Source organism: Aeromonas sp. S41-2 (genome assembly GCF_027705845.1).
Lineage (GTDB): Bacteria > Pseudomonadota > Gammaproteobacteria > Enterobacterales > Aeromonadaceae > Aeromonas > Aeromonas hydrophila.
This window is the reverse complement of the sequence record NZ_JAPDCG010000005.1, coordinates 1-12669: the sequence shown is the minus strand read 5'-3', so window position 1 is coordinate 12669 and position 12669 is coordinate 1. Positions and strand designations below refer to the sequence as shown.

Annotated in this window: 8 protein-coding genes and 1 tRNA gene; 1 reads left to right on the top strand and 8 read right to left on the bottom strand. The window is 63.7% G+C overall.

The genetic code is table 11. From position 1 onward, the window contains the following. Window positions 1–68: 68 nt before the first annotated feature. The 8 genes from OKC44_RS12870 to OKC44_RS12835 all read right to left on the bottom strand — a co-directional run bounded on the left by OKC44_RS12870 (window position 69) and on the right by OKC44_RS12835 (window position 12343). Window positions 69–941 carry a BadF/BadG/BcrA/BcrD ATPase family protein gene (locus OKC44_RS12870; RefSeq protein WP_171281370.1) on the bottom strand — a complete coding sequence of 291 codons (873 nt, stop codon included), beginning with the start codon at window positions 939–941 and terminating at the stop codon, window positions 69–71. Further along, entirely contained in the window at window positions 934–2667 is a 1734-nt protein-coding gene (locus OKC44_RS12865; RefSeq protein ID WP_171281369.1) for a glycoside hydrolase family 9 protein, read from the bottom strand. The genes OKC44_RS12870 and OKC44_RS12865 overlap by 8 nt, the downstream gene beginning before the upstream one ends. A 102-nt stretch (window positions 2668–2769) precedes the next feature. Beyond that, window positions 2770–3762, bottom strand: coding sequence for an ABC transporter ATP-binding protein (locus tag OKC44_RS12860; RefSeq protein ID WP_016351558.1), 993 nt, complete (start codon window positions 3760–3762; stop codon window positions 2770–2772). An 11-nt stretch (window positions 3763–3773) separates the two neighbouring features. Further along, window positions 3774–4796: an ABC transporter ATP-binding protein gene (locus OKC44_RS12855; protein ID WP_011706885.1), complete on the bottom strand. Its 1023-nt coding sequence runs from the start codon at window positions 4794–4796 to the stop codon at window positions 3774–3776. Then, the gene (locus OKC44_RS12850; RefSeq protein ID WP_011706884.1) at window positions 4793–5713 is read right to left on the bottom strand and encodes an ABC transporter permease; all 921 of its coding nucleotides are present in this window, start codon (window positions 5711–5713) and stop codon (window positions 4793–4795) included. Before OKC44_RS12850 ends, OKC44_RS12855 begins: the two co-directional genes overlap by 4 nt. Before the next feature lies 1 nt (window position 5714). Further along, the gene (locus tag OKC44_RS12845; protein ID WP_011706883.1) at window positions 5715–6698 is read right to left on the bottom strand and encodes an ABC transporter permease; all 984 of its coding nucleotides are present in this window, start codon (window positions 6696–6698) and stop codon (window positions 5715–5717) included. Between the two features lie 119 nt (window positions 6699–6817). After that, window positions 6818–8503, bottom strand: a complete 1686-nt coding sequence (locus OKC44_RS12840) for an ABC transporter substrate-binding protein (RefSeq protein WP_011706882.1) — start codon at window positions 8501–8503, stop codon at window positions 6818–6820. A 402-nt stretch (window positions 8504–8905) separates the two neighbouring features. Next, window positions 8906–12343: an ATP-binding protein gene (locus tag OKC44_RS12835; protein ID WP_270813231.1), complete on the bottom strand. Its 3438-nt coding sequence runs from the start codon at window positions 12341–12343 to the stop codon at window positions 8906–8908. Between the two features lie 249 nt (window positions 12344–12592). Between OKC44_RS12835 and OKC44_RS12830 the strand changes: the two genes are divergently transcribed. Continuing rightward, window positions 12593–12668, top strand: a tRNA-Gly gene (locus OKC44_RS12830). The last annotated feature ends 1 nt before the right edge of the window (window position 12669 follow it).

Genomic DNA, 12669 nt, shown 5'->3' with positions numbered 1-12669 from the left:
GGGCTCCCCCCGCAGCGGGCAGACCGGGGTCAGGCCCGCACTTTGGGGTGGGGTGAATGGGGACAGATTCAGGGGTGCAGACACGGGTAGGCCTCCGATCGGGCAAACAGGATGGCCCCCTCCAGCGCATCGGCGCCGGGGCTGACCAGCGGCAGGTGCGCCAGGCGGGGGGCGAGGCGCATGCCGATGCCGCCGAGCAGGGCTATCCGGTCGGCGCCCAGCTGGCGCATCCCCTCCAGCAGGGTGGCCAGCTGCTGGCAGGTCTCATCCAGCAGCTGGCAGGCAAGCTCGTCACCGTCGCTGGCGGCATCGAACACCCAGGGGGCGAAGCGGCCGTAGTCGGCGGGAATGGCGCGGGCGGCCCAGCGCACCACCTCGGCCTGATCCCGCTTGAAGTGATCGAGCAAGCGGATGGCCAGCGTGCTGGGGGGCAGGATGCCGTCGTGGCAGAGCAGGGATTGCTGGATGGCGCGCAGCCCCAGCCAGGCGCCGCTGCCCAGATCCGAGATGGGAAAACCGCGACCGGAGCAGGTGTGCAGCTGGCCGTGGCGATAGATGAGCCCGGCCGAGCCGGTGCCGGCGATGAGGATGGCACCCTCTTCGCCGCCAAAGGCACCCAGGCAGGCACCGAAGGCGTCGGAGGTGAGCCGCACGCTCGCAAAGGGGAAGGGCATGGTCAGCATGGCGTGATAGCAGTCGGCCAGCTCGGCGGAGGCAAGCGCCAGCCCGACCCCCATCCGTTGCTGGGCATTCTCAGCCAGGCCGGCCTCGATACGGGCCTGCTCGATGGCGGCCAGCACGTTGCCGTGGGCGAGCGCGATGCCGAGCTCCAGATTGGAGCCAGCGGCGCGCCCCTCGCCGAGCAGCTTGCCGGCCCGATCCCGAATGCGGGCACGGGTGTGGGTGCCGCCGCCATCGACCCCGACCCAGTACTCAATCATGTCGACCTCCATTTCCCTGCGCATTCTGCCAAGTGATGGCCAGAGCAAACCAGGCGGCGTGGGGTATCCACTGCTCGCCCCAGCGCCAGTTCTGATCCAGCCGATCCTTGTACGCCTCTGGAATGAATGCGATCTCCGCCTCGTCATCGAAGCCGGCGGTGATGCCGTTGCAGATCCCCCCCAGCGCATTGGGATAACCGGCGGTGTAGGTGGGGTTGTTGCTGCCATGACCCGCCAGCATGCAGGCGTTGAAGGGATTCCGCCCCAGGATCCAGTCGAGCTGGTGCTGACCGAAGGTGAGAAGCGGCTTGCGCTGGCGCGGCAGCTGGGCAGCGGCGGCAAACGCCATGGCGGCCAGCGATGCCAGCCGGGCGTTCTCCCCCTGCCACCAGTAGCCCGACTCGTTGTGATGGGGCATGAAAAAGCTCACCCGGGGCGCCTCATCGACCCCCTTCACATACTGGCGGGCGAGGGCGAACGGGTTGCCAGGGTGGGCGCAAAGCGCCAGCTCGGCGGCCAGCGCCTGTTCGATGACGCGCTGGGCCGTCCCCTGGCGCGCCGGATCCGGCTCGATGGCGAGATACTCCAGCAGCGCCAGCACCGGCAGGCCCGCCTCGGCGGCGTGGTAGTAGGGGCGCGAGCCATCCTCGTTGGCCGACCAGTAGTGGCCGAGCTCAGGGTGAGGGCGCTGGCGGGCGCACAGCTTGTCGGCCCGCACTCTGGCCTCTGTCAGCCACTCGGAGCCCAGGGTGCGAGTCAGTTCGATGGCGGCCAGCAGGGCGCAGTAGTCGTCGATGATGTTCTCGACCCCGTCGTCCAGATAGGCCAGGTTGTGCTCACGCAGGTGCAGGTAGCCGCGGCGGGCCGCCTCGGCGTAACGGCTGGCATCAAAGTCGCCGCTGACGCTCTCGCGGGCGGCGCGGGCCAGCGCCGCGATGGCCATGCCGCCCCCTTGTCGAAAACCCGCCTGCCAACTGGTGGACTTGAGCCCCTGCTGGGTGGCGTAGGCGCACAGCTCGCGCTGGGCGGGATCCTTGCTCCATTTGTCGAACAGGGTCATGTAGAAGAAGCCCGACTCATCCTGCATCCGGCAGAGGAAATCCGCGCCGTGCAGTGCCTCGTCGTTGAGCCGCTTGCAGAGGTTCACCCCGTCGATGTCCTGGCGCGGGGCCAAGAGCTCGCGACACTTGAGCAGGGACCAGACCACCATGGGGGTCTGCTGGGGGTTGAGGTAGTTGGCGTAGGAGAGGTGGCTAAGGTACTTGCTCACATCCCCGCTGGCGTCATACCAGCCGCCGTGCACGTCTTTGCGCTGATCGCTGCCAAACAGGCGGGCGCTGCGGTCGGCCCGATCGAAGGCGCCGCTGGCGCGCTGCCCCTTGAAGTAGTGAATGACGTCGGAGAGGCAGCGGCTGGCCAGCAGATCCTGGCCGATGGCAAAGGGGGCGGTGTGCACGATGCGCTCCTTGGTGCCCGTCTGGATGAGGGCCTCCAGCCGGTAGTGGCCGGGCTCTTTGCAGGGGGAGAAGTCGGCGCGCCAGTAGTGGCGCCCCTGCCAGCCCTCGACCTGGCCGGCCGGCTGCAGCGGGATTTCCAGCAGGATGCGCTCGTCATCCTGGCGCAGCAGCCTGAGGTGGCCGCGGATATCGAGGTCGGTGTCGCTCTGCAACAGGGCGATCTTCTCCCCGTCGCACTGGTAACCCACCTGATTGATCAAGAGTTCCATCAACGTCTTACTCCTGTGGCTCGCCTGGCGTGGCGAGGCACATTGCGGGGCCCTGACGGCCCCGTGGCGAGGCGTGGCCGGACGCCGTGTCCGGCCGGTCTGTCATTGGTAGAGGTAGCAGCGCACGAAGTGGTTGTCGGCGAGCTTGCTGACGGGGGGCAGGGTCTCCTTGCAGCGGGGCATCGCCTGATTGCAGCGCCCGGCAAACGGGCAGCCGCAGGACTCCGGCGTCCAGAGCGGGATCTCCCCCTTGCGGCCCCCCTCCAGCTCGGCGTGGATGCTCTTCTCGGGGTCCGGCACCGCCGAGATGAGCAGCTGGGTGTAGGGGTGCTGGGGGTGGTGCAGGATCTCGTCCACCTCGCCCCACTCCACCATGTGGCCCACGTACATCACCGCCAGATCTTCGGCCACGTAGCGGGCGGTGGCGATGTCGTGGGTGATGTAGAGCATGGAGACCCCGAGCTCATCCTTCATCTGCTCCATCAGGTTGAGGATGCCGATGCGAATGGAGACGTCGAGCATGGAGGTGGGCTCGTCCGCCAGCACCACTTCGGCCTCCACCGCCAGGTTGCGGGCGATGTTGACCCGCTGGCGCTGGCCGCCGGAGAGCTGGTGCGGGTACTTGGCTGCGGTGGCCTTGGCGGGGGTGAGCCCCACCTTCTCCAGCAGGCCGTAGACCATGTCGGGCAGATCTTTCTTGTCGATCACCTTGCTGTGCAGCAGCAGGGGGCGGGCGATGTGGTGGTAGATGGTGTGGGTCGGGTTCAGTGAACCGAACGGATCTTGCCACACCATCTGCACGCTCTGGCGGTAGTCGAGCAGGGCGGTGCCCTTGTTGAACTCCTCGAGGTCGCGGCCACGATAGAGGATGCGGCCGCCAGAGAGCTTGTACATCTTGGCGATGATCTTGGCGATGGTGCTCTTGCCGGAGCCGGACTCCCCCACCACCGCCAGGGCGCGGCCCCGGTGCAGGTTGAAGGTGATGTCCGAGAGGGCCCGCATCTTGCCGCTCTTGATGGCGTTGGAGTTGACGGGGAAGTCCTTGTAGAGGTGCTGGACTTCGATGATGGGGGCGTCGGTTTGGGCGATTTGCATGACAGACATCCTTAACAGCCAGCGGCCTTGTCCAGATAGATCAGGGGATCTTGTTGCTCATCCTGCGCCTCATAGAGGTGGCAGGCGGTTTGTTGGCCGGGGCGGATCTCGGCCAGTTTGGTGTACTGCTGGCGGCAGCGCTCGTGCACCCTGGCGCAGCGGGCCTGAAAGCGGCAGCCCACCGGCACCTCCAGCAGGTTGAGCGGGGTGCCCGGGATCCCTTCCAGCACCGTCTTGGGCCCGTGCAGGGGCGGGAAGGAGTTGCCGAGCCCCTTGGTATAGGGGTGCAGCGGCGCGGTCAGGATCGCCTTGGCCGGCGCCACCTCCACCAGTTCACCGGCATACATGATGCCGATGCGATCGCAGAACTCGACCATGAGCGACAGGTCGTGGGTGATGAACAAGATGGAGAAGTTGAACTTCTCTTTCAGCGCATAGACCTTCTGCAGGATCTCCCGCTGTACCACCACGTCGAGCGCCGTGGTCGGCTCGTCCATGATGAGCAGCTCGGGGTTGAGCGCCATGGCGATGGCGATCACCAGCCGCTGGCGCATGCCGCCGGAGAACTGGTGCGGGTAGTCCTTGAGCCGGCTCGGGTGGATGTCGACGATGGCGAGCAGCTCCTGGGCGCGCTTGATCGCCTCGTAGCGGGTCAGCCCCGGGTTGTGGGCCAGCAGCACGTCGCAGAACTGCTCCTCCATGCGCAGCACCGGGTTGAGCGCGTTCATGGCGGACTGGAACACCACCGACACCTGCTGCCAGCGGTAGGATCGCAGGCGTTCGTCGCCGTAGTGGAGGATGTTCTCCCCCTTGAACAGGATCTCGCCGCCGCTGATGTAGGCGGGCGGCTTGTGCAGCCGCGCCACCGAGAAGGCGACGGTGGACTTGCCGCAGCCCGATTCGCCGGCCAGGCCGAACACTTCACCGGGGGCGATGTCGAAGCTGACCGAGTTGACGGCGCGCACGTCGCCGTTCTCGGTGATGTAGTCGACGCAGAGGTTGCGTACCGACAGCAGGGGTTGTTGCGATCTCATGCTGTCTTCTCCTGTACGGCCGGCACCGGCGTGGTGACGGGGGCGGCGAGTTTCTTCCAGCGATTGAGCCCCTTGTGGGAGCGCAGCTGCGGGTTGGCGATTTCGTCGATGGCGAAGTTGAGCAGGGCCAGGCCGGCGCCCAAGGTGGCGATGGCGAAGCAGGGGGCCAGGATCTCCCACCAGGCGCCGACCAGGATGGCGCTGGAGGTCTGGGCGTTGTAGAGCATGATGCCCCAGCTCACTACGGTGGGGTCGCCCAGGCCGAGGAACTCCAGGGTCGCTTCGGTGACGATGGCGTAGATGATGGAGCCGATGAAGCTCACCCCTATGATGGAGATGAGGTTGGGCAATATCTCCACCAGGATGATGCGCCAGGCCGGCTCGCCCAGCACCTCGGCGGCGATGACGAACTCTTTCTCCCGCAGCGCCAGAGTCTGTGCCCGGATGACGCGCGCGCCATAGGCCCAGGAGGTAAAGCCTATGATGAGCGCGATCACCGTCGGCGACGCCTCCCCGATAAAGCTTGCCAGCACCAGCAGCAAGGGGAGGTTGGGGATCACCAGCACCACGTTCATCAGGAAGGTGAGGCACTCGTCTATGACGCCGCCGAAGTAGCCGGCGGTGATGCCGACCGTGATGGCGAGGGCGCACACCAGAATGCCGGCACCGAAGCCCACCATCAGGGAGATGCGGGCGCCGTTGGTGAACTGGGCCCAGATGTCGTGACCCATGCGGGTGGTGCCCATCACGTACTCGGCACTGGGCGGCTGGTGCGGGCGGGAGACCCGCTTGGTCGGCTCGTAACTGGCCAGCAGCGGGGCGAACAGCGCCATCAGCACGAAGCTGACCACGATGAAGAGGCCGCAGGCGGCTTTCTTGTTGCCCAGCAGGATTTTCAGAATAGTCGGCATGCGCATCTTATTTGCCTCCGGTACGCAGACGGGGATCCAGGAAGACGTAGAGCACGTCGGCCAGGAAGTTGAAGCTGAGCATGGTGATGGTCATGATGAGCAGCTGCCCCTGAATGAGCGGGTAGTCGCGGGCCAGAATGCCCTGATAGAGGGTCAGACCCAGTCCCGGGTAGTTGAAGATCACCTCGGTGATGAGGGATCCGCCGATGACGAAGCCCAGCGCCATGGAGAGGGCGGTGACGCTCGGCAAGATGGCGTTGCGGGCGCCGTAGTTGAAGATCACCCGGTTGCTGGAGAGCCCCTTGGCCTTGGCCATGGTGATGTAGTCTTCGCCCAGCAGGTTGATCATGTTGTTGCGCATGGTGATGAGAAAGCCCCCCACCTGCACCATGGCCAGGGTGCCTACCGGCATGATGGCGTGGGTCAGGATGCTCTTGATGTGCTCCCAGCCCCAGTCAGGCTTGATCTCCGGGCTGTAGGCGTAGCCAATCGGCAGCCATTCCAGACTCACCCCGAACAGGAAGAGTGCCAGCAGCGAGATGACCACCGGCGGAATGGCCTGCATCACCAGGGTGAGCGGGGAGAGGAAGCTGTCCATGCGTCCGCCCCGGTGCCAGGCGGCGAAGATGCCGACGATGGAGCCGATGGAGAAGCTCAGGATGGTGGAGGTGCCCACCAGGAACAGGGTCCAGCCGATGGCACGGCCGAGCACGTCGGCGACCGGTTGGGGATAGTAGCGCACCGAGGTGCCGAGATCCCAGGTGAAGACACTCTTCACATAGGTGAGAAATTGGGTGCCGATGGGGCCGTCCACGAACCCGAAGGTGGCCTTGAGGGCTTCCAGGGCGGCGGGTTCCATCATGGCACCGGCCCGGGCAAACATGACGGAGACGGGATCCCCCGGCATGGCTCTGGGTAGCAGGAAGTTGATGGTGGCGGCCACCAGAAAGGCGACCAGATAGAAGGAAAAGCGTCTCAGTATGAATCCCATGATGATACCTTTTACTGCTGGTCCGCCCCGCGCCGGGCATAGTTACCCCAACCCCGGCAGAGCCGGGAAAAAAGGGGGATGGGCGGGGAAGAGGGCCCCCCGCAGGGGGCCGGGATTGATTAGCTGTTCGGCTTGAGTGACAACACGTGCAGCAGACGCTCCGGGGTGTCCGGGTGAACCTGCGGCTTGGCGACCGGGTTGTCGGCACTGAACCAGCCGTGGAAACGCTTGGTGCTGTATTCGTACCAGGTCGGGTTGTTGAACACCGGGATGATGGTCTGGTTGGCACCGACCCTGTCCTGGATCTCGAACATGATCTCCTTCTGCTTGGCGGCATCGGCGGTCTGGGTAAAGTCGTCGATCAGCTTGTCCAGCGCCGGATCCTTGTAGCGGGGCGCCGCAAAGCGGTTGCCGCGCTCACCCATGTTGCGGGAGTGGAAAGCCGTCTCGAAGTACTTGTGCGGGTTGGCACCGGCAAAGTAACCCTGCAGGGCGACGTCGAAGTCACCGGTGATGAGGTTCTCGGTCCAGACGGTCGCTTCCGGGGTGGCGGTCTTGGCGTTCAGGCCCAGTGCCTGCAGCCCTTCCACGCCGATCTGGGCGGTGTTGACCCAGTCGGTCCAGCCGTTCGGTACCAGCACCTTGAACTCGATCTTCTGGCAGGTGGGGGTGTCGAGGAACTTGTCGCCGTCACAATCCTTGTAGCCGGCCTGTTTCAGCAGGGCCTTGGCGCCTTCCAGATCGAACTTGTTGTACTTGCCGTACTTCTTGTCCACTTCCGGGTTGTTCCAGGAGTCAAAGGCTTTGCCGAGCCCTGACGGGTACTCGTTGACGGTCGGGTAGCCATAGCCCGCGATATCCACCATGGACTGGCGATCCATCGCCATGGAGAAGGCGCGACGGAAATTGATGTCGTTGAAGGCTTCGTGGTTGCCCGGTTTCTTGGCCTGGAAGTTGACGTTGAACGCCACTGTACCTGAGGCCGGGAACCAGTACTTGTTGTTCTTCGGATCGTTGCCGACGTAGAGGCGCTCGATGTCCGGTACGAAGGAGCCGAACCAGTCCACGTCACCCTTCATCACAGCGGCCAGTACCTGGTCGTTGGTGGCCATCTGCGGCATGCGCAGGCAGTCGATGGAGAGGTTGGCGTTGTCCCAGTAGTGCGGGTTGCGGCACTGGGTGTAGAGCTGGGCGGAGAAGTTGTCCACTTCGGTGAAGGGACCGGTGCCGACCGGCTTGTCGTTGGTGAAGGCGACCGGGTCTTTCACTGACTTCCACTGGTGCTCGGGCACGATGGGGACCAGTACCAGATCGTTCACCACGTTGGTGTTGACGTCGGTCAGCTCGAACTTGACCTTGTTGGGGGCCAGCTTCTCGACGCTCTTGATCTGGGTCCAGATCGAGCGCTCGTCCAGCGCCTTGTTGGCCTTGACCAGATTGAAGGAGAACAGGATGTCATCGGCGGTAAAGGGCTGACCGTCCGACCACTTCACGCCGTCACGCAGATCGAAGGTGACGGACTTGAGGTCCTTGCTGAACTCGTAGTGGGTGGCCAGACGATAGACGGGTTTGCCACCCTGCATATCGTTGAAGATCACCAGCGGTTCATAGATGAAGTGACGAGTGGTGTGCAACAGACCCGCTTGCAGGAAGGGGTTGAAGTTCTTGACCCACGCGGTTTCCTGTTGTGCGACCAGGGTCAGCACCGTCTTGTTGTCGGCCGCCATGGCGTTGCCGGCAGCGCCGGCAAGCATCATGGTGCCCAGCATTACAGCAGTAGAGATTTTGGATACTTTGGCAAGCATATTATTTCCTTTCTTATTTATATTCCTTGTTTGGATTTGAGCACCGACTTCGCATGCTGGGGAGGTCGGCCCTCAATGTTGGCCAGGTTTTGCACCCTTGTAGTTGTGTCATCCAACGTCCCTAGCAAAGCAGAGTTAACAGGAAAACAACAACTGTTCAGATCGTCGATATCGTAAAAATCGACGCCCTCACGTCAATTTCGTCAAAACTTCTTTTAACTCGATTTAAATCATCAGGTTATGTTAATTGCTTTGGCGTAATAAGTCCCTGTCAATCGACCTTCCATGACAATTGTGTGAATTGGATCGGCTCTCGTTTTGACGTATGGCGAAGGCTTAATTCTGCACAAAAAAAAACCGCCCCGGCAAGTGTGAGCCAGGGCGCAGATTGGGCGGTGGATATCAGGGCTTGCGGTTGGCGAGCTGACGCAGGGTCTGGGCGCTGTGGTGCAGCTGCTGGCGCTGGGTCTCGTTGAGCGGGCCGTGATTGAGCACGTACTCGGCGGTGGCGACCACCGTCTTCCAGCGCGGCGCCTTGGGCAGGGTATCCAGGCTCAGGTACTTGTCGAGGGTGCGGGTCTGCGGGCTGGAGCGGTCCATGTAGACCCGCCACAGCTTGCTCTTCTCCGCCAGCACTATCTTGCCCTTGCCGGTGCTCTGCTGCCAGGCATCCAGGGTGAGCCGCATGGTGTCCACCAGGGCGCGGCGCAGGGGCTCGTCATCCTGCTGGCGGATGAGGTCGTCGGCCAGCGAGCGGAACTCCCCGCCCAGCCGGCTCAGCTCGCCCAGCAGTTGGCCATCTTCGATGATGGCCTGGCGTGACAGGCTCTTGAGGGCGTTTTCCAGCGCCATCACCCGGTTCTCGTCCTGCCGCAGTTCGGTGCTGAGGGTGAGGGCCAAGGCGGCCTGGCCCCCCAGGCTGATGGGCAAGGCGCGGGCATTGAGTTCGTCTTTCTGGCCGGCCACCAGAAACGCCAGCTGCTGCTCCCCTCGATCGTGCAGATCGGGCCACTGGCTGGTGAGCGGGCTGGCCAGCCAGTCGTCAAGCGGTTGCCCCTCCATGGCTTCCGGCTCCTGGCCCAGCAGGCGGGCCAGCGCCCGCGAGGCGAACAGCACTGTGCCCTGACCATCGATGAACACCATGGGGTCGGCCCCTTCGCCGAGCAGACCCAGCAGTCGCTCCTGATCCTGATGCAGCTGCTCCTGCAGCAGCAGACGGTGCTCTATCTCCTGCTTGAGCAAGCGGTTCTCCACCAGCGAGGCGCGTCCGGCGCTGGCTTCCAGCAGGGCCCTGACCCGGGCGAACAGCTCCTCCTTGCAGAAGGGTTTGACCAGATAGTCGTTGGCGCCGGCGTTGAAGCCCTCCTCGATGTCCTTGGGCTGGTTGAGGGCGGTGAGCAGCAGTACCGGCAGCTTCTCCTTGGGGTGTTGCTGGCGCAGCCGGCGGCAGACGTCGAAACCGGAGAGGGTGGGCATCATCACGTCCAGCAGGATGAGGTCCACCGGCTCCTGAGCCAGCTTGGCCAGCGCATCGTGGCCGTCGCTGCTGGGCAGGATGCGATAACCGCAGGGCTGCAGCAGGTGGCGCAGTATGTGCAAATTGATGGGCTCGTCGTCCACCACCAGAATGAGGGGGGCATCCTCGGGGGGAGGGGGGAGGTCATCGCTCTCCCAGTCCGGCAGGATCAGCGGCTGCTGGCGCACCAGCTGGTGCTCGATCTGGCGGCTGTCGAGGGTCAGGCTGCCCGCCTTGCCGCTGGCGAGCGGCAGGGTGAAGGCGAAGGTGGAGCCGACGCTCGGCTCGCTCTCCACGAACAGCTCGCCCCCCATCAGGTGCACCAGCTGGCGGGTGATGGAGAGGCCGAGGCCGGCCCCCTGCTTGCTGACCTCCGGGCTCATCTGCACCAGCGGCTCGAAGATGTGCTCCAGGTGATCCGGGGCTATGCCGATGCCGGTGTCGGTCACCTTGATGCGCAGGAAGTTGCCCTCCACTAGGGCGCTCAGCACCACCTTGCCCTGCGGCGTGTACTTGATGGCGTTGCCCACCAGGTTGTAGAGCACCTGTTCGAGCCGCTGCTCGTCGGCCAGTACCGGCGGCAGCTCCACCGGGCTGATGTCAACCAGAGTCAGCGGCTTGGCCTGCACCAGGTGCTGGCAGAGATCCAGCACCAGCCGGATGACCCCCTTGGAGGAGACCGGCTGGGGGTGGATCTCCAGCTGGCCGTAGCGCATCTGGTGGTAGTCGAGCAGATCGTCCACCAGCCGGGCCAGGCCGTCGGCGCTCTTGATGATGAGCCCCAGCTGTTTTTGCTGCCCTTCGGTCAAGTCCTGCTGGCTGGCAAGCATGGACTCGGCCATCCCCTTGATGCCGTGAATGGGGGTGCGCAGCTCGTGAGAGGTGTTGGCCAGCAGCTCATCCTTGAGTTTGTCCGCCTGCTGCAGACTGAGGTTCTGCTTGTGGGTCAGCTTGACCTGCTGTTGCAGCTCCTGGGTCTGGCGTTCGATGAGTTCGATCTTGTCCTTCACCGAGCGCTGCATGTGGCGAAACGCCTGGGCGAGCCGGTCGATGTCATCGTCGGTGCGTTCGATGGCGATGGGGTGATCCAGCGCACCGTCGGCCACCTGCTCGGCGGCGGCGGTGAGGGAGCGCAGCGGCGCCGTGATGGAGTGGGAGAGCCAGCGAGAGAAGAGGATCAGCAGCAGCAGGGAGCCGGCCCCCAGCAGGATCACCAGGGTCTCCAGCTGGCGGATGGGGCGATAGGCCTCGCTGGTGGAGATCTCGGCGATGAAGGCCCACTCGGTGTCGAACACCTTCACCTGGGTGTAGGCGGCCAGCACCTCGTCATCGTGGTAGGAGCGAAACAGCCCGACCCCCTGCTCGCCGGAGAGTGCCTTGACCACCAGCGGGGTCTGCAGCGGCCGGAAGTTGGGGCGAAAGCTGTTCTCCACGCTGAATTCAGGGGCCAGCCAGGCGTTGGCGCGCATCCGCTTGTCCGGGCCGATGAGGATGGTCTCGCCGGTCTCGCCCAGCCCTTCCCGCTCCGCCATGATCTGGTTGAGCTTGTCCGGCAGCAGCTCGAAGATCACCACACCGCGCACATAGTCGTACTGCATAACTGGGGCGGCCATGTAGGCGACCACCTGGCCGGTCAGCTCGTTGCGGCCAAAATCGGTGAACTCGAAGATCTGCTGCGGCTTCTGGCCGCCGTCGAGGCGCCGCTTGATCTTGGCGAAGGTGCTGCCAAGGCCGCTCGACTGGTAGGGGCCGGAGAGCAGATTGGTGGCGAAGTTGGCATGCTTGGTGACCGAATAGACCACGTCGCCGTTGAGATCGATGAGAAAGATGTCGCTGTAGTTGGACTTGCGCACCATGTCGGCGTAGCCGCGGTGAAAACGCTGGTGCACCCGGCCGTACATCTCGTCCGCCAGGATCAGGGCGCTGATGGAGGGTTCGATGTCGCTGGTGCTGTCGGGTTTTTGCAGCTGATCCCAGGAGCCCGGCACATAGCGGGCCTGGGCACGGGCGCGGGCCTCCTGCGGTGTGGTGCCGAGTTTCTCGAAGGCACCGGTGAAGCCATAGAAGCGACCGATACTGTTGCCGGCAAAATCCTGCTGGGAGAAGTTGATGATCTGCTCTTTGAGGTTGCCGAAATAGTCTTCCAGCTGGTTCTTCTTGATGTTGCGAACGGAAACCAGATGGTTGGAAGTCTGGGTGGTGAGATCCTTGCCGTGGCTATAGAGGAAAAACAGGGTGACGACCAGGAAGGGCACCATGGCTAGCATGAAAAATGCCAGCATCAGCTGCGGCCTGAGCCCACGGGGCTTGAAGATCCATTTCATCGGGTGATTTTCAATTGAGAATCCGGTTACTAACCGCAGCAAGTCTCTGACTAAAGGCTAATCATTTCAATGACTTTATCTCAAATTCGCCTGTGGGGTCACAGCCTGGTGCGGATTTTTTGGGCAAGCCGTCTAAACCCTGAGCAAACAGCACGGGAAAGGGCTCAAAGTGCGAAAAAAGGGTTGTGCCCGCGCTCGGGGTACGTATAATGCGCCTCGTTGTCAGGCAACTGGCAGCAAGCAGTACAGGCGGGAATAGCTCAGTTGGTAGAGCACGACCTTGCCAAGGTCGGGGTCGCGAGTTCGAGTCTCGTTTCCCGCTCCAA